This window comes from Nostoc sp. (assembly GCF_036917195.1).
Taxonomy (GTDB): domain Bacteria; phylum Cyanobacteriota; class Cyanobacteriia; order Cyanobacteriales; family Nostocaceae; genus Nostoc.
In genome coordinates this window covers 103,121-121,245 of the sequence record NZ_JBALDG010000022.1, presented here as the reverse complement: position 1 = coordinate 121,245, position 18,125 = coordinate 103,121, and the positions used below count along the sequence as shown (strand labels likewise).

Annotated in this window: 15 protein-coding genes and 1 pseudogene; 4 read left to right on the top strand and 12 right to left on the bottom strand. The window is 40.6% G+C overall.

The genetic code is table 11. From position 1 onward, the window contains the following. Positions 1-468 precede the first annotated feature (468 nt). The 3 genes from V7K40_RS08065 to V7K40_RS08055 form a co-directional block, all read right to left on the bottom strand. Positions 469-939, bottom strand: a complete 471-nt coding sequence (locus V7K40_RS08065; protein WP_334958494.1) for an NADAR family protein — start codon at positions 937-939, stop codon at positions 469-471. Positions 940-1,237: 298 nt separating this feature from the next. Continuing rightward, a complete protein-coding gene (locus tag V7K40_RS08060) occupies positions 1,238-2,092 on the bottom strand; it encodes a cyanophycinase (protein WP_334958375.1) in 855 nt (284 codons plus the stop codon). Between the two features lie 378 nt (positions 2,093-2,470). Continuing rightward, positions 2,471-2,674 carry a hypothetical protein gene (locus tag V7K40_RS08055; protein WP_229483945.1) on the bottom strand — a complete coding sequence of 68 codons (204 nt, stop codon included), beginning with the start codon at positions 2,672-2,674 and terminating at the stop codon, positions 2,471-2,473. Positions 2,675-2,992: 318 nt separating this feature from the next. Here V7K40_RS08055 and V7K40_RS08050 point away from each other — a divergent pair, with 318 nt between their 5' ends. After that, positions 2,993-4,903, top strand: coding sequence for an acetate--CoA ligase family protein (locus V7K40_RS08050; RefSeq protein ID WP_334958373.1), 1,911 nt, complete (start codon positions 2,993-2,995; stop codon positions 4,901-4,903). Between the two features lie 129 nt (positions 4,904-5,032). Here the strand turns inward: V7K40_RS08050 and V7K40_RS08045 are convergent, their stop codons facing one another. Next, positions 5,033-6,670 carry a tetratricopeptide repeat protein gene (locus V7K40_RS08045; protein WP_334958370.1) on the bottom strand — a complete coding sequence of 546 codons (1,638 nt, stop codon included), beginning with the start codon at positions 6,668-6,670 and terminating at the stop codon, positions 5,033-5,035. A 221-nt stretch (positions 6,671-6,891) separates the two neighbouring features. Between V7K40_RS08045 and V7K40_RS08040 the strand changes: the two genes are divergently transcribed. Beyond that, positions 6,892-7,350, top strand: a complete 459-nt coding sequence (locus tag V7K40_RS08040; protein ID WP_334958368.1) for an endonuclease domain-containing protein — start codon at positions 6,892-6,894, stop codon at positions 7,348-7,350. Between the two features lie 178 nt (positions 7,351-7,528). Here V7K40_RS08040 and V7K40_RS08035 read toward each other — a convergent pair. Together V7K40_RS08035 and V7K40_RS08030 are read right to left on the bottom strand one after the other, a co-directional pair. Then, positions 7,529-7,765, bottom strand: a pseudogene (locus V7K40_RS08035) (DUF4058 family protein); the annotation flags it as partial. 70 nt (positions 7,766-7,835) lie between these two features. Beyond that, positions 7,836-8,375: an SH3 domain-containing protein gene (locus tag V7K40_RS08030; protein WP_334958366.1), complete on the bottom strand. Its 540-nt coding sequence runs from the start codon at positions 8,373-8,375 to the stop codon at positions 7,836-7,838. 287 nt (positions 8,376-8,662) lie between these two features. Between V7K40_RS08030 and V7K40_RS08025 the strand changes: the two genes are divergently transcribed. After that, the gene (locus V7K40_RS08025; protein WP_334958364.1) at positions 8,663-9,544 is read left to right on the top strand and encodes a TauD/TfdA family dioxygenase; all 882 of its coding nucleotides are present in this window, start codon (positions 8,663-8,665) and stop codon (positions 9,542-9,544) included. 88 nt (positions 9,545-9,632) lie between these two features. Here the strand turns inward: V7K40_RS08025 and V7K40_RS08020 are convergent, their stop codons facing one another. Together V7K40_RS08020 and V7K40_RS08015 are read right to left on the bottom strand one after the other, a co-directional pair. Continuing rightward, a complete protein-coding gene (locus tag V7K40_RS08020; protein ID WP_334958362.1) occupies positions 9,633-11,141 on the bottom strand; it encodes a UbiD family decarboxylase in 1,509 nt (502 codons plus the stop codon). Between the two features lie 603 nt (positions 11,142-11,744). Then, the gene (locus V7K40_RS08015) at positions 11,745-12,467 is read right to left on the bottom strand and encodes a carbonic anhydrase (RefSeq protein ID WP_334958360.1); all 723 of its coding nucleotides are present in this window, start codon (positions 12,465-12,467) and stop codon (positions 11,745-11,747) included. Between the two features lie 546 nt (positions 12,468-13,013). Here V7K40_RS08015 and V7K40_RS08010 point away from each other — a divergent pair. After that, positions 13,014-14,336, top strand: a complete 1,323-nt coding sequence (locus tag V7K40_RS08010; RefSeq protein WP_334958358.1) for a hypothetical protein — start codon at positions 13,014-13,016, stop codon at positions 14,334-14,336. A gap of 1,266 nt (positions 14,337-15,602) precedes the next feature. Here the strand turns inward: V7K40_RS08010 and V7K40_RS08005 are convergent. From V7K40_RS08005 to V7K40_RS07990, 4 genes are all read right to left on the bottom strand, one after another. Next, positions 15,603-15,974: a hypothetical protein gene (locus V7K40_RS08005; RefSeq protein ID WP_334958356.1), complete on the bottom strand. Its 372-nt coding sequence runs from the start codon at positions 15,972-15,974 to the stop codon at positions 15,603-15,605. A gap of 159 nt (positions 15,975-16,133) precedes the next feature. Then, positions 16,134-16,769: a restriction endonuclease subunit R gene (locus V7K40_RS08000; protein WP_334958354.1), complete on the bottom strand. Its 636-nt coding sequence runs from the start codon at positions 16,767-16,769 to the stop codon at positions 16,134-16,136. Between the two features lie 217 nt (positions 16,770-16,986). Further along, positions 16,987-17,715, bottom strand: a complete 729-nt coding sequence (locus tag V7K40_RS07995) for an ABC transporter ATP-binding protein (protein WP_334958352.1) — start codon at positions 17,713-17,715, stop codon at positions 16,987-16,989. 70 nt (positions 17,716-17,785) lie between these two features. After that, positions 17,786-18,010, bottom strand: coding sequence for a ferredoxin family protein (locus V7K40_RS07990; RefSeq protein ID WP_334958350.1), 225 nt, complete (start codon positions 18,008-18,010; stop codon positions 17,786-17,788). Positions 18,011-18,125: the final 115 nt, after the last annotated feature.

The following is an 18,125-nucleotide window of genomic DNA, read 5'->3' as shown; positions in this document are numbered from 1 at the left end:
GTCTGCTGGTAAATTTAGTGTTCCCAAAACCAGAAGGTATTCTTTCATCAGGTTGGTTTAGCACAGCGTAGGTTAAGCAGGGTTGAGAGTTTATCAATGAAGCGATCGCTTCGCTATTGAATCGTTGATCGAGGCTTTAAGATTACCACTCATGAAGAGTAATAACTATAGTTGTCAGTTAGCCAATAGGCAACTTTCAAAGACAAATACGTCTTTAGACCGCAGAGTGTCAATCCTGTGAAGAATTGCTGCTTTTAACCTATTCAACAATAATCTACATTTCATAAGTTTTGGTGAGTGTGTTTTTAGTGTCTTTAAAACTAGAAGATATAAAAATATTTTTTCAAGGCAGTGTACTACTATAAATTTAAGCGTAGTAATCTTAGTTTCACACCTTTAATTGCCTATCTCTCCTTCAATTTGGATTATAAGAGTCAATAACTGGGGCAAGCATTCATAGCAACAATATTATTTAACAGTTCTATTACCAACATCTGCACTGTATGTATGGTGCAGGATTTCTCGCACCTCCATTAAAATTTTTCCTAGCATGTTTTTACCACTACCATCGGCTCCGCAACCCCAGTAAAAATCGATGGGCGAGTTTTCAACAATTTCTGCATTGCCTGTGGAAAGTAAGATATCCCTGATATTTCTATGAGTTTTAAATTTACATAGCACAGCTTGCCGCATGATGTCATCTTTAACTTGTTCCCAATCTTGACGTAAGAGACGGGTTCTCTCACGCCCCATTCTTGCCGCATCTTTAGGTGTTCTAATTAGGCGGATTTGTTCTACATCAGGTGTACCCACAAACTTTTGCGCTTGAAAGTAGTGTTCACTAGTTAGCCAATACAATCCATCTAATTCAAAGCCGTGGGGCGAAAAGTTAGAGAAACAGCCATATTCTTCACGAGTGCTATAAAAATAGATTGTTATAGAAGTTGATACCACTTTGAATTTACTTAATTTGTAAGGACTGAAGCCTTTACTACAAGCAAGCTTAAGTGATTTTACATTGTATAACATAGTTTAATTAATTCTTGCTTACTTCCTTAGTTGTAGAAGTTTGCTGAAGTTAAAATAAGGAATATTAATAATTAATCCCCCCTTTCCTCCTGAAAAAGCGGAGCTATGTCCGCTATTTCTGAGAGTAATTGGGAGGATATTCAAAAGATAAATGTCACTAATCTTCAAGTATTAATTACTTACTCAATTTAAATGCACTTGCTAAAAGTTAGGTGTTGGTTGCACCAACTGGTACAGAGACATTTGCCACAGAGCCATTATTGAGGATAGGTTGACGGGTTTTCAAGTCAAATTTGAAGCCATGAGGCAAAATATGAAGCTTTGCTCCGCAAATCGCCAAAGACTCATCCTTCAAAATTTCGCCCATATTGTTATATGTAGCTTCTGATTCATCAACAATTGTGACAGCGCCTTGACCAATCACTTCAATTTGATTATCTGTCACTACCATAGCGGTATTCTCGTCAATACCAAATCCCAAAACAGCAGGCTGTAGTATCAAAGCTGAAATTAAGCGTCCCAAGCGTCCGCGCTGGGAAAAATGCTGGTCAATTACCACCCCTGGTAAGAAACCTAGACCGGGACCCATTTCAACAGTTTCAATCCTTGGATGTGTTTCTGAGTCGCCTTCCACAATCATCACATCTGGCATCACAGCAGCACCCGCGCTGGTGCCGGCGATAACTACACCTTCAGAGAACCGCTTGTGAATCGCCGCATCAATTTCGGTATCCTTGAGGATGCTGGTAATCCGAGCTTGGTCTCCCCCAGTAAAAAATACCCCAGTTGCTTTATTAATTGCTTCCAATGCGGTAGATGAAGATGCATCTTCGCGGGTTTCTGTATCAATAATGCGAACATTCTCGGCTCCCAGCCGCTCAAATACTCTAATATAATTTTCTCCCACTTCTTTTGGTAATTCTGTCGCCGCCGTGATAATTACAATGTACGCCTTGATACCTCCAGAGCGTCGCACAAAGTCCCGCAGAATTACGGAATCTCCATCCTTGTCTTCAGCTCCCCCAATAATTACCAACTGCCGTTTGATATTACTTTGCACCATGATGCCCCCTGATTTGAGTTAATCAATCTCACTAAACCATGACAATTCCAACTATCAAATCATCCTTTTGGTAGATTACCTGATAGAAGGTAGTATTAAAATTTGCGTAGACGCATTCGCAAAGCGTCTCGTAGAGAAGCGGCTTGTCGTTAGACATCGCAATTAGACCAAAAGATTTTTCTGAAAAATTACAGACAAATAACTATCCTCGTTAATTTTCCTTAACTTAATAAAACCTACAGCATCAATTGCCTCTAGAGAAATCTTCTAGAGGCATTGTTGACTATTGTGCTAATTGCCGATTGGAAATTTATCGTGCAATCGTAAGTAATTAGTATTAACTCTGGCTGGATGCAATTAGATATCTAATAACAAGTCCTAATGAATGCGACTTCTGTAAAGCAAGTTAGTTAAGAAAAAACGTGCTTGTTCTAGTGGGAGATGCCTGGGTTTACCTTGGTAGACAATTTGATACTCATTCATGTCTGGGCCATCACCATGCCCAGAGATCAGCTTTTGGTGAAAAGCTTCCTCAGCAAGTTCTCGGATTTCATCTCTTAGAGCAGCTTGTGTGCTATTCATAACTTTAGCTGTCTTTTCAATACCGTACATTTGATTATACAAATACTTGGGTGGGTGTTGCACCCTTCAAAGGTTATATTTTTGACTATTCATGAGGATGAATAGACTGTACTTTATTCTTTGCTAAGGAAGGGGGGTTTAATTATGCCTTGAGATAGTTGAAAATACTTACTAATAGGGTTAAGGTGGGTTCTGATTAGATCAATGGCTTTGCCATCACTCTTCAAAATTAATCTGAATCAATCTACAATCAATAAGTCTGAGTAACCATAACTCAGCATCTAAATTTCAGGGTGTTTAGCCAAAGGTTCGTAATCAATGGTTCTACAAAAAAGTAGTGATTTAGCCCGCATTAATGCTAGAAGAACGGATGTATTCGATATTTTCAACTTCAAGCATTATATTGGGCCCAACCCCTATTTAGATACAGGGGCGCTAGTATTTGACTTTGCTCTAATTGACTCTAAAGAGCCTTTGCGCATTGAAGATTATATTGCAAGGATTGGCGATCGCTATCCACACTTGGGCAGCCAAACCTACGAATCTTATGCTCATTTATTTGCCCAAGTTGTGTCCGAAGTCGGAAAACTGGACATGGATTTGCACCTTAACCATTGGAGTGTTAAGCCATATCCAGATTTGGTGCGGATTAGTGTCCAATCACTACATGAACGCACAACTAGAGAAGTAGCTTATTTTGTTTGGGATTGGTTTGAAGCCATTACTCAAGACGAAGACTTTACCTTTGATGAACAGTTAGTGAAGCTGCAAAATAGATTCCGCGCATCTGCCTATGGTGGCCCTACGGTTTACGCTCTATTGCGAACAGCCTACGAAAAAGGTATTCCCGCCTTTTATTTGTGGGAAGAAGGATTGATGCAGTACGGCTTGGGAAAAAAACATGTCCGGGGGGTAGCAACAACATTTAACTGTGATAGTCATCTAGATTCGGAGTTTACCACCCGCAAAGATGACTGTAAGGCATTTTTAAAAACTTTGGGTTTCCCAGTCCCTGAAGGGGATATCGTCTTTTCTGAAAAGGAAGCCTTGGCGGCAGCAAGACAAATTGGTTACCCAGTGGCAGTGAAGCCAGTGGTAGGTCATAAAGGAATTGGTGTTACGGCTGACGTACAAGACTCAAAAGAACTGGTATCTGCTTATAATAGAGCATTGGCAGCGATTCCCGAAGACCAGCTAACTCGGATAATTGTTGAGAAAAGTATTTCCGGATCAGATTTTCGCTTGTTGTGTGTCAATGGTAGATTCGTCGCCGCCACAGAACGCCGTCCAGCATCGGTTGTCGGTGATGGGTATTTAACGCTTGCAGAATTAATTCGCCAAGAGAACCGCAAACCTGCACGTTTAGACTCACCCACCTCGCCGATGAGTAAAATTCAGATAGATGAAGCGATGGAACTCTACCTAGACGAACAGCGTTTATCATTAGACAGCGTGATTGAGAAGGGACGCACTGTTTACCTGCGTAAAGTCGCCAATCTTTCAGCCGGAGGTATAAGCATCGATGCAACTCAAACAGTTCATGCTGATAATATTATCTTGGCGCAAGATATTGCCCAACACTTCCAGCTGACTTGCCTTGGTATTGATGTGATTACCAAAAGTCTCTCAGAATCTTGGAAGTCCAGTAACTTTGCCATCTTGGAAATCAACGCTGCACCAGGCGTTTTAATGCATCTAAAACCTTCTGTTGGTGAAAGCGTTGATGTGCCTTCCTATATCTTAGAAACCTTTTTTGAGTCGGGTACAGATGCCAGGATACCAATTATTACCTTTAATAAAATCTCAGTTGAAGAACTGCAAGCAACGATTGACCATATCCTTTTACAACATCCCGACTGGACAATAGGCGCTGTTTGTCGTGATGCAGTTTTTGTAAATCGCTCGAAAAAAGTATTAAGCAAAAATTACAACAGCAACGTCCAAACTTTGCTGCGTCATCCAAAACTTGATTTGCTGATTGCCGAGTATGCGGAAGACATCCTAAATGAAGAGGGCATCTTTTACCAGAGTAGTAATATCGTAGTTTTGGATAATCCCACCGAAACTGAGATGATACTAGTGCGGGATGTCTTCGATGGTTCTACTGTGGTAATTAGAAAAGGCAACGACATTTCTGTGCGTCGTAAAGGGTTGATTGAAGATTATACTTTGGCTGAAGATGAACCATTTACACGGGTTTATTTGAAAGAAAGTGGAGCGATTTTGTGAGCTAAGTAAATAGGCGCTCAAGGCAATATTTCTGAATTTAACTGAAAAGTTAGAACCCCGACAACTTTTACGAAGTCGGGGTTCTGGAGTCTAGCTAAAAATTGCTAATTATCTGAATTCATCGATTTTCTAGAACTTTAAAATATCTAATGATTCTTCTATTTCTAAATCTAATATTCTTTCTCGTGTATCTTTGAGTGCTTCTAGTTTACCTTCTTGACGATAGATGTCTGCGGCTTTTTGAAAATCTTCAATTGCTCCCTGTTTATTTGCTATTTCTAAACGGATATTGCCACGATTGTAATAAGCATCTGCATAATTTAAATTAATCTGTATTGCTTGAGTATAATCTTCAATTGCTCCCTGAAAATCTCCTAAATCAGAACGAGCATTCCCACAGTTGTAATAAGCATCGGCATAATTACGATTAATCTGTATTGCTTGGGTATAATCTTCAATTGCTCCTTCAAAATCTCCTAAATCAGAACGAGCATTTCCACGTTTTTTATAAGCGATGGCATCTCTAGGATTAATCTTGATTGCTTGAGGAAATCCCGGTTGAGAGCCTAATAAATAACGAGCAATCCCACGGTTTTTATAAGCATCAGCATAATCGGGGTTAATTTTAATAGCCTGGGTATAATCCTCAATTGCTCCTTGATTATCTCCTACATGAGAACGAGCTTCAGCCCGGTTTTTATAAGCCACAGCAACATTAGGATTAATTATGATAGCCTGGGTATAATCATTAATTGCTTCTTCTAATCGCCCCAGTTGAGACAGAGCTAAACCTCGTTTATTGTAAGATTTAGCATCATAAAGATTTATCTGAATTGCCTGAGAATAATCTGCGATCGCAGCTTCATAATCTCCTATTTGATAGAGAGCCAAACCTCGTTTATAATATAAATCAACATCGCTAGATTTAAATTGGAAGGCTTGATTATAGTTGGCGATCGCATTCGGATATTCTCCTTTTTCAAAACATTCATCACCTAATTTTACATAAAGTATATTTAAATCTTCATCACGATATTGTAAAAAGTTCTCTAATTCAAGCTGAAAGGAAGATTTGAGCAACTGATTATTAGTTGGCTTCGATGCAATTTCCTGCTTCGAGAGATATTTGTAAATTGATGGTTGTTGCTTAGAAGAATTATTTATAGAAGATTGTAACTGTTCCAGATAGCACCCTAAACCACCACCATACAGTAATTGTTCTATCCCAAATGAAATTTTCCCAGTCTTCAACTTAATCATCTGGGTTGGCAGAAAGCCAGCCAAAAAAAGGTGATACTCAGATTGTGCTTCACTCACATCTTCTTGAATCAAAATGCAAACTACAACTGCATTTTTTTCAACCTCTTCAGAACTAATTGACCATCTAACTCTGTCAATCCGACCATGACGAGATTTAACCTCGATACCAATAGATGGGTCAGAAGTCAAGGTAAAATCTATATTCCCATCGCCGCCGAATCGCTTTTCATAATCGACTTCGGTAATAAAATCAGCTAAACGTTCTTTGACAACTTCCTCACCCAACTTCCCTTTGAGATAACTAATAAAAACGTCACGAACTGGCGAAACACGCTTATATTTTTCAGCCATCAGCCAGCAAAATTCCCGTAGTGCCTTTAATCTCTCTCCAGAGATTATAGTTAATTCACTATATTGACCTTCTGTTTCACAATGAAGCAGACAACCAGATGTTAACCTTTTAACAAAATCAGACTGTAGCGATCGCAGTAGTGTAATCCAGTCCATTTATGTTTCTGCGAATCTTTTGATGAGATTATTCTATTAAAATATCCATTCGGCGTAAACCTTTTAATTAGCTTGGGTGATATTCCTTCAAAAACTGTTATCTAATTCTTAAAGTGCGTCCATGTCTGATTATGCCATTTTGACTGCTAGGGAGGGGTGTAAGAGTGCGATCGCTGGGAATAATACATGAAATATTAATTATCTAACCACCAATCGCGCAAATGACCCAAGATAAAAACCCCAACCCAAACCTCATCCCCGACTCCAGTCCCCCCTCTCGAAGAGCGGGGAGAGGGTTAGGGGGTGGGGTTCCGGGATACCCTTGGCAAACCCCACACGAACTTTGGAAAAAACTTAAGCCATTGGCGCGACAAATGCGGCGTGAACCAACTCCAGCAGAAAAGTTACTTTGGCAGAAGTTGAGAAACAAGCAACTTTTGGGTTTCAAGTTCCGCCGTCAGCAAACAATTGACCGTTTTATCGTCGATTTTTACTGTAATGAAGCGCGGTTGGTGGTGGAAGTAGATGGCGAAATTCATGACTACACCCAACAGGAAGATGCGATACGTCAAGAATTTTTGGAGAGTTTGGGGTTGCAGGTTGTGCGATTTAGAAATGAGGATGTTCTGGAGAGGATGGAGGGGGTGTTGCAGGATATTGCTACTTGGTTGCAGAGATAGAACCCCACCCCCAACCCCCTCCCCGCAAGCGAGGAGGGGGCTAATTATGTGGTTTTTGGTGGTGTGTGCGATCGCTTTGCGTCATAATTTGACGATTATTTCACAGGATAGTGATTTTGACAGTATCTTCAGTTTACTGCCAAGGCATCTGCCACACTTTAACTGTTTTGTCATAACCTGTATTTGTAGAATCAGTTACAGTCTGCCGATTTTTCACGATCACATCAGGAATGCCAACAAGTAGTGAATTCTCATCAGTGGTTTCATACATCCGCACTTCTACAGCAACTCGATATTTAGGATGCAGTTGGGGAGATAAAAACCTGGCAATTTCACTAATTAGCAAGTGATGTAATCCTGGAAATAATTCAGGATGTTCTAAATAGGGGTTCATTCCTGGAAATGGATAAGCCATAACAAATATCTCAAAACCAAAATTTTAAAAGTAATTCTCATAGCCCCCTCTCGAAGAGTGGGATGGGGTTCTAAGAACAACTCGTAAGGGCTGCACCACATTGATCTTGTTTTGTCAACCAACCTTTAACACCTTGATATTCTACCTGCGCTTTATCTCCCTGACAACCTAACAATTTGACAACTATATTAGCAGGAATTCTTCCCACTTTTTGGCTTTGTTGACTGGTACTAACATATAAATCCACACCATTAGTACCATAGCCCCGCGTTGTTAAGCCTAATTTTGGCACAAATACCCATCCAGTTCCTTGAAAACCATCACTAGCATTAGTAATCTGTACCCAATCTCCAGCAGCATTAATAACCTGAACTGTTTCGTTGATGGGTATTTGCCCTAGAATTGTGTTATATGTACTTGCACCACTCCGCACATTTAAACCTTGTGGATCTGTATCGGTGACATAGGCAAGAATATCGCACTTTTGAGAATTAGTTGATTTTGCTAAACTTATTTGATGAGCTATACCTGTATTGAGCATTACAGTAATACAACTGAATGCCAATCCTATCACTAATTTTGATGCTGGATTTTTTAGTTTTTTTGTCATAATTTATACAATTTTTTGGTATTACTATTTAAAAATGAGTCTTATTTGTATCTTATAACTTACTTAAATAAATTAGGGTTAACTTTGTCACGTAGTTCCCTAAAAGAGATTTTATTACTGTAATAACACTTATAATTTTACAAAATTTAGTACTGCGATGTCTACGACGGGCTACGCCTACGCAGGTGGATGCAACAGAACGATATGATTGAGTATTAAGATGTCAGTATATGGTGTAGTTAACGCCAACAGTAAGTTAAAGTTTTGAAAGAGTTTTATTAAGTTATATGAATATCAAGAAACAGCCCATATCAGATGGCATAGGTCAAGAGATTATTAATCTCGATAATGTCAGTATTTTAGAATTAGACAAACAAGAAATTATTAGCCTGTTTAAATCTAATGGAATTTTACTTTTTAGAGGGTTTGATGTTGATACTGGCATTTTTAAGGAATTTACCAATCTCTTGAGTATCGATTTTATAAATTATGCTGGCGGTGCATTCAGTAGAAGGATAATTAATGGAGATCAGACTCTCTTAAGCGTAAATGATTTTAAGTCTGAAATTAAGTTGCACGGAGAAATGTATTATCAGCAAAATATCCCACTTATGCTATGGTTTTTCTGTGCTAATCCACCATTAGAAGATGGTGAAACTACGGTATGTGATGGCAGACAATTTTTTAATGAAATTAGTAGTTCAACCAAAGAGTTATTCAGCAAAAATAAGTTAAAATTCACTGTTCGGATATCTAAAGAAGACTGGCAGAAAAAATATCAAACCAATAACTTGAATACACTAGAAGAGATGTGTCAGAAGAATAATACACATCTGACAGTAAATGATGATCAATCAATTATACTTGAATACATTTCTTCAGCCATTATTCCCAGCAGATGTGGAAAGTATCAAGTATTTATTAATAGTCTATTGCCCACAAAGCAGTTAAGCCCAAAAATACTTAAGTTTGAGGATGATTCAGAAATTCCTGAAGAGGTTGTCTCTGAACTTAATGAAATTGCTGAAAAAATAACCACGGAAATTTCGTGGCAAAAAGGTGATATTTTAATGATTGATAATACAAGAATACTTCATGGTAGAAGAGGCTTCGCTGATGATCAAAGAGATATTTATATTAGGCTATGTTCTCCAGCTTTTTCATTCTGATATTTTATTACTTTTGGGTAAGTTTGACTGATAAAAATCAGTTAAGTTGATAGCCAGGAGAGATTTTTACCAGTTTCTGTGTAACACGTTACCTCATATCATAGCCAAACAAATTCGGGTCTACTTCTCCTAACTGTAATTCTGCCAAACCATACTCCGCCCATCGCCTCTCTACCATCGCCGCCACATCTGGGTCAGATTCCAAAGGTGCGCCCCATTCATGGTCTATTTCCGGCGGAATCTTTGTAGTCGCATCAATTCCCATGCGTCCACCTAAGCCAATCTTTTCACTGGCAAAATCCAACGTATCAAAAGGTGTATTCGGCAGAATAAATACATCCCGCACTGGGTCAACTTTGGAACTAATTGCCCACACCACTTGACGCGGATCGCGAATATTTATGTCTTTATCCACGACAATTACAAATTTGGTGTAAGTAAATTGTGGCAAAGCACTCCAAAACGCTAAAGCTGCCCGTCGCGCTTGTCCCGGATATGCTTTATCTATGGAAATAATCGCCGCTTTGTAACTCAAAGCTTCCATTGGTAGAAAGAAATCGACAATTTCTGATACTTGTTGCCGCAGAATGGGAGTATAAATGCGATTTAGTGCGATCGCCATCATCGCTTCTTCTTTAGGTGGACGACCGCTAAATGTTGTTAAATAAATCGGATTTTTCCGGTGCGTCATACACTCAAAACGTATCAACGGCGAATCTTCCACGCCGCCGTAATAACCCATATGGTCGCCAAAAGGCCCATCTGGCAAAACTTCCCCTGGTGTAATCGTTCCTTCCAAGACAAATTCAGAATCTGCGGGAACTTCCAAATCTACGGTTTTACATTTTGCCAACTGCACACCCGAACCACCGTACAGTCCTGCAAACAACCATTCTGATAAATCTACAGGAATAGGTGTAGCAGCTGCCATGATAATTAGAGGATCTACACCAAGTGCGATCGCAACTTCTAATTTCTTCCCACGTTCGGCCGCTTTTCGCAAATGCCTCGCCCCACCCCGCACCGATAACCAGTGAACCGTCATCGTAGTCTGAGATTGTAGTTGCAAGCGATACACACCTACATTTGGTGTACCCGTCTCACAATCTTTGGTAATTACTAATCCCAGCGTGATAATCTTGCCAGCATCACCAATATAAGGACGTATCAAGGGCAACTTATGTAAATCTAAATCATTACCTTGAAGCACAACTTGCTGACAAGCAGGGAAAAAGTCCCGTCCTGGTTTCGCTTTCACCACGTCAAACAGTACTTTCCCAAAATCTATTGCTTGGGAAATCTTCTTCGGCGGTTTTGGCTGTTGCAGCATACTTAGTTTTTTCCCCAGAGTTTCCAACTCCTCTGGATGCTGCATATTCATCGCCCAGCAAATCCTTTCCACAGTTCCCATCAAATTCACTGCTACCGGGAAGGAAGCGCCTTTGACGTTTTCAAACAACAACCCTGGGCCACCTTTTTGTAGCATTCGGTTGGAAATCTCAGCAATTTCTAAATCTGGGTCAACTAAAGCTGAAATTCGCCGTAATTGTCCCTTCTCTTCCAAAATTTTAATGAATCCCCGCAAGTCTCTCGCCATTGTTATAATAAAGCTGATTATTTAAGAAGTGTGAAGCGCTTTCTTATATTATGAGACATTGGGCATTGGGAAGAGATAAGGAAGAAACTTATTCAATAATTCTCTCTTGTCCCCCTTGTCCCCTCATCTTCCCATTTGGGAAATTGTTGATTTTAATTGGAAATTAACCTATTTAGTAACTTTTCTTAACCGTGTTTTCCAAAGTATTTAGTTATTGTATCTAGGGATACGCAATTATTTTTACAAATAAGCGTTAACCTGATCAAACATGGCCAGAATATACTATACCTTCCTGGCAGGCGGGCTTGTTATATGTCCCCTGCTGGGTTTATTTGTTACAAGTTTGATCTGTATTTTGCTTTTAAATTTTTCTGAATTTTTGTGAGTTTGCGTTGGCGTAGCCTAACTGTAGGGGCGTACAGTTGTACACCCTTACCAATGTATATGTAACAGGTATTTTGTAAAATGGTATAAGGAATAGTTTTCTAAGTTGAGCAATTAATTTGATGATTTTTCAAGATTATTAATAAAAAATATTTGATAAATAATAAATTTTTTAACATCATTAAAGAAAAAATTATACGCCTAAAATGTGTGATATTTTCAAGTAATAATGTTGACTTTACCAGTGTCAATATCGTAACAAGCACCAACAATTTTTAGTTTATCTTCACGGAGCAATTTTGCTAAAATCGTTGAGCTTTCCTGCAATTTTTCAGTCTGATATTGAATATTAGCTATAACCGCATTTTGCATATTATCACCCGTTCTTAACTTTACTCTTTCTACAGATGGTTTGATGCCCTCAATAATCAAACCAATTCTACCAGGAAGTGGTTCGTTTTTGATTGCTTCTGCTACTGCGCCGCATCTTTTATGACCCAAAACCACAATCAACTGCGAACCCAATACTGCTGTAGAGTATTCCAGACTACCTATAACCGTGTCACTGACGACATTACCAGCAACTCGCACCACAAATAAATCTCCAAGCCCTTGATCGAAGACGATTTCTGCTGGTACTCTGGAATCTGCACAGCCCAATATGGCGGCAAAGGGATACTGAGCTTTAGCAACTAATCGCAGATGTTCTAATGATTGATCGGGGTATTTACGTTTTTGATGGATAAATCTTTGATTACCATCAAGCAAGCGTCTGATAGCTTCATTAGGACTGATTAGATTAGGGTTAACTGGATGAATCTCAGCAACAGCAGTTTGCTCTGTATTCCAAAAACTATCACTAAAAGCAGTAACCGCAATACCTACCACACTTGCGAATTTTAAGAAATCACGTCGCCCTACAAATCCATTAATTCGACTCATCAATCTACCTGACAACAAAGCTGTTCTCAGGAAGATATCAGACTCAAGCAAGATGTAAGAGTACCCTTTTACACGATTTAAGAGTCATTTAATCTTCACCTTGCATCGGAAGTTAGAACTTATACACTATACAGATTGACTATTATGTGTATCAAGTAAATTCGATATCATCTGTCAAATTTAAAGCTAGAGTTAGCCATAACCCAATACGGCTCAGTTAAGGCTTGATCCTTCCGTAACCCTCCTTAAATTAGAGCAAGCCTTTTTAAAGGGAGCCACTACGGTCTTCTCCCAAAGCGAGAGGCTACGCCAACGCGGAGCGTCTTGTAGAGAAGATGGTTTCCCTCTTGAGCAAGTGGCGTGGATTGGGGGATCTTCCTGGGCAAAGTATCACTAACCTAAAATATTGAGTCATAACTAAGATAGTTTTCCAACACATTATCTTCTGGTTACGAAAGAGTATAATTCGTGTCAAAAGCCAAAACGAGCTATTGTTTGTATTTCCTATATTTTTTGGGAATACTTAACATAGTACTGGCTATAGATATGACTTTTTTAAACAAAATAAACTGGAACTTTCTACGTAAAAATTCTCAAAATAGCTCTGGGATAGATCCGTCTGCCCCAAGCCTTCAACCTGTAGTGCAGAAAAAACCTGCAACACCATCAACCCCCAAAAACCTTGCGGAATTAGAGCATGAAATGGAGTTAGAGAGGCGGGTTCTCAAAACATCCCCTCAGCAACTGCATCGCAAAGCCAAGCGGGGTATAGGTATTAGACTTATTTGGATAGCAATACTTATAGGCATTCCCGTTGGTGTAATTTGGGTGGCGAACCAGCCTTACCCGGTAATTCGCCGTCCGGTGATGCTCCATGCGCCTTTTTTGTTGCTACCCAGCTACATCAGCATGGATAATCACTATCGGCAGGCGTTGGTATCAGTCGAGCAAGCTGAACAATTGATTGAAAAAGCTACCAGTCCTGCTGATTTGGCTTTGGGAGAACAGAAGCTACAAGAAACACAAAAACATCTAGATCAGTTGCCAACTTCCTTTGTCAATGATTGGTCAGAATACAGATATTGGTGGTACGACTCGCGCTTTAGCATCTATGGTTTTAATGCATTTCGGAGTAAAGTTGGGCAGCTAGAAGCTAAGGTTTTTCAGGAAAAGAATGCTCAGTCCTTGTTTACCGATAATATGCAGACCCTCTTAAATGCAAAACAGCAATATGAACGGGCTGCAACACCAACTGATAAACAGACTGCAACAGCTGCTTGGCAGACGGCGCTTAATCAATTAGAGCAGATTCCTGGTCAAACCCTAGCAGGAAAAACTGTACAAAATCAACTAGATACTTATAAGCATGAGTTTCAGGAAGTTGTTGGATTGGCAGCTGGGAACGATCGCATCAGTGCCTTAATCACCGCAGCCCGGCAGTTTTCCTGGCAAGCTGCCAAAGCTGGTCAAAATCCGCCGCACACCGTAACTGAATGGCAACAGATAGAAAATTTGTGGATAGAGGCAATTGAGCGGCTTAAAGAGATTCCTTCAAAAGACGTGGCGGGTTATACCGAAGCACAAAAGTTATTAGCAATTTATCAGGCTAATTTAGGTCAAGTTAAAATCAGGCGGCAAGCTGAGGCGGATGCTGTGGAGGCAATGGAATTAGCGCAACGAGAAATCGGAAGGTTGCTGGCTTCAATTCCTGCTGATGCTCATGATGTGGAGCGCAATCAGGTGTTGAGCCAATTGCAGAGTATTATTAATCAATTAAGAAAAGTCCAAAATGGCACAACAACCTATCTAAAAGCTCAAGAGTTACTACTGTCGGCAAATAATAAACTAAGGCAGCTTGAGGCTCAATAAATGGTGGCGATCGCTTTGGTATGATCCGATTGCCTAACTATGTGTTTTCTGTTTGATTTCTAGCCAGTTGTGGTGAAGCGGTGACGTTCGCTCTGCTTGTTTACTGCATCCACCCTAAAAGGGTAGTTCACAGAGCGCAAAAGTCAACAACTGGCCATTGGGTGGGATTTTTGAGACGGGAATCGATCCCTTGTAGAACTTTCTCAATGTCCCAGTAACCCTGCTGATATCTCAATTAAAACTGCAATAGAAAAATTTTGGATGCCAAATTGCCAAAAGCACTCAATCAATTTTGATTAGGGGAAACATAGGCGTTTTTATCCCATGCAAAAACGCCCAAGGTTTCCTCTGGCGCAGCTTTGCAGGAGTTGTTGTGACTCAGCAGTACATCAAAAAGTGATGCAGAGCTTTATCAGGACTTACGCATTGAAAACCTGAAACCTCGTTCGCGTAGCGTGCGCGAAGCGCACTCCTCCCTAACCCATGCCACTTGATGCCAGTCCGCTTAAGTCAAAACACCCGCCCACGCGATCGTCCACTTGAGGAAACCCCTCTGAGTAAGTGGCTCCCGTTAAAAACGGGGGATTTTAAAAGCCAACTTTTTAAGGGGGTTAGGGAATCTCTTTTGCATAAGTCCTATTTATATATAGGAAGCTCACTATGCATTCCTATTTAATTGGGGTTTTGGCAGATCCCGTAATTTACGTTCTGGTCACTTTTTCCTGAATGAATGTCCTGTTTTACCTTTTTACTCGCTGTAGATGTGATTAGAAACGCAAGGATTATTGGGGAGAATTCTTTGAGCATCGAAAACGACGGTCGCGGCAGTGGCAGGAATAATTATAGCTTTTGCATTAACCCAAGTATGCTAGTTATGCTGCCAAGCGATCACTTCAGGTCACTTAAGTAATAAAATCCCCTCCAGTCAGAAAATTAGGAGGGGCATATATTAAATGAAATAATTACTGTCTATGCTATCACTGATGATCTCTTGTTCGCGTAGCGTCTCGTTGGCGTAGCCTCTCGTAGAGAAGAGAAGGCGATGCCTACAGCGGGCTATTCGGCGTCGCTGATCATGAAGATTGTCTTATCGAGATGAGCGATGCAGAAATTATTACAACGGCTCTTTGTGCTGCAATGTTCTTTGATAGTAACCATGATAAGGCTTGCTGCTATCTGAAAGACTACAATTTTAGCCTTCATACGTGAGATAAATCACAATTTCCTCACAGATTACACGGTATATCAATGCTAATTAATAATTCATTACTGGAGTGTTTGATTGAGTTTGATTTGCAGTTGTGCGTAGCGCAACCGGATATCTCGTTGCGTGCGATACCGATAGCGTACCCCTACGGGGAAGCAAGCTACGCGCAGCGTCTCCAAGAGTTGCTCTCTTCGAGTCTTCTCCCTTGGCGTTAGCCTCTCCTTTTGGGAGAAGGGGAGACGCTTTAGCGCAACGAGCGTCACAGCCCGCACTTCTCTAAGAGACGCTCTTGCTAGCAAGATCCCCGTAGGGGTACGGTATGGTTCGACTACTTCGGCTCCTTTACCTCGGCTTACCTCGATTTCGCTACTTCGACGCCGCTCAGTACAAGTCGGTACAAGTCGCTCGGCACAAGTCGGCTTCGGTTCCATCGATCCCAGGCGTGATGCTCAAGGCAAGCCGCTCAGTGACCACCGCAGGCATCGCATTCGACTCCAGGTACTTTGCACCCTAGAGTCCGATAACTAGCAACTTAGGTTATTAGTTGATTGTGATTTAATTGAAGCATAGCAACCTGTCTACCCACTCTCCTAACTGACATTTCTCACTAATTGACCCAGACACTTCAACACACTCAAAACCGTATATAATTCATTCCCCGGATTGAAGATGTAGAACAAGCGAGACAATACATATTTTGGTGTTTCTTGTTTAATCAATTTAACAAAAATAAAACTACTGCCATTGGAGATTAGTCCGTATACTGGTTTATCTGAGTTAGAGACTGCCAGCATATAAGCTAGCAGTTGTGGTTTGCCCACCTCCACGGAAAAAGCTGCTTGTTTAGACTCTATAACTACTACTACTAGCTGTTCAAACAAAACTAAGATATCAATCTGCCCTTTGACTCTTACGCCTTCATCTTCAGCCGAAACTTCTACAGATTTTTCAGATTTGACATGAAATGGGGATAGATAAAAGTCTGCTAAATCCAACAAGGGAGACAACATCACCATCTTGACAGTGTTTTCCAGCAGGGGAGGGTATTTGAGCAAATTGGCATAACTTGCCTTAACTCGGTTGAGCTGTTGTTTTTGGGAGTTGGTAATTTCTGGTAAGTTATCTTGCCACTCTCTAAAAAATTGCTCATCCTCAACTAATTTGAGTCCAAAGCTGGTCTCTAAGTCAAGTAGGGTAATTTCTTTAGCCTGTATTGTTTGAACCATAATCCAGAAATATTTTTGGTAATTGTATAGTGAAAGTAAATGTGAAGAGTGGGTTTATGGTTGCAAATATTTGGCTTTTATAGTCTTCACTGTTTTATCTTGCCCTTTCAGGCTTTTATTAATGATTCTTTGATAGTAAATAGACCCGCACTTTCGGGGCACAGAAAAAGCTCATTGGTGTCAATATGCTTTTTGGTTCCCCATAGCTGACAACTATTTAATCTCTCTTACCTGCTCCCAGATATAGCTCACCCACTTTCGGGTCATTCAACAGTTCTTGACCAAAACCGGAGATCGCATCGCGTCCCGACTCCAGTACATAGCCACGATTAGCCATTTCTAAAGCCTTACGGGCATTTTGTTCCACTAATACGATCGCAGTACCCGCCTGATTAATTTGTTTAATCTGCTCAAAGACTTGTGTCACCAACATAGGAGATAAAGCAGCAGATGGTTCATCCAAAATCAGCAAACTAGGTTCCAACATCAAAGCTTTGCCCATCGCTAGCATCTGGCGTTCTCCTCCAGAGAGAGTACCAGCGCGTTGACGACGGCGATCGCTCAGTCTGGGGAACATGGTAAATATTTTATCTTTGATTGGTTTCAGGGAAACGTTAAGCACAAAAGCACCCATTTCCAAGTTCTCTTCAACACTGAGAGACGGGAAGACATTGGCGATTTGCGGTACGTAGCACATTCCTCGTTGGACGATTTGATTGGACTTTAGCCCCACGATGTTTTCACCTTTAAAGGTAATTGTGCCTGTGTGGGGGATTAAAAGCCCAAAAATTGCTTTTGCTAAAGTAGATTTACCCGCACCATTGGGGCCAATCACTGTTACCAATTCCCCTGGTGCAACCCGGAAATTTACACCTTGCAGGATATCTACATCTTTGATGTATCCAGCGTGGACATTTTGAACATCTAGTAAATAGTCATTTGTCATTGGTCATTCGTCATTGGTCATTTGTCAACAGTCAAGTCAAGCATAACTATTGACTGTTGACTATGGACTATTAAGGGGTTTTTTGCAACTCCGGTCGTTCTTCTGGAAGAATCGCCCCTTCTACAGGGCAAACTTGGAGACAGATGCCACAGTCGATGCAAGTGGCAAAGTCAATCCAGTACCAATCTGTTCCCTTGGCATTTTTGCCTGGGCCATCATGAATGCAAGCTACTGGACAGGCATCTACGCAGTCAGCAACGCCTTCACAGACTTGTGTAACAATTGTGTGCGGCATGTTCTCGATTCCCTCTTTTCTGTATCGGCTATTTCTAGCCTAGCAGGGGAGTGGGGACTGGAGATTGGAGATACCGCTGTCAAGGTGAGTCTGGATGAGACTGCAATTTTTATTC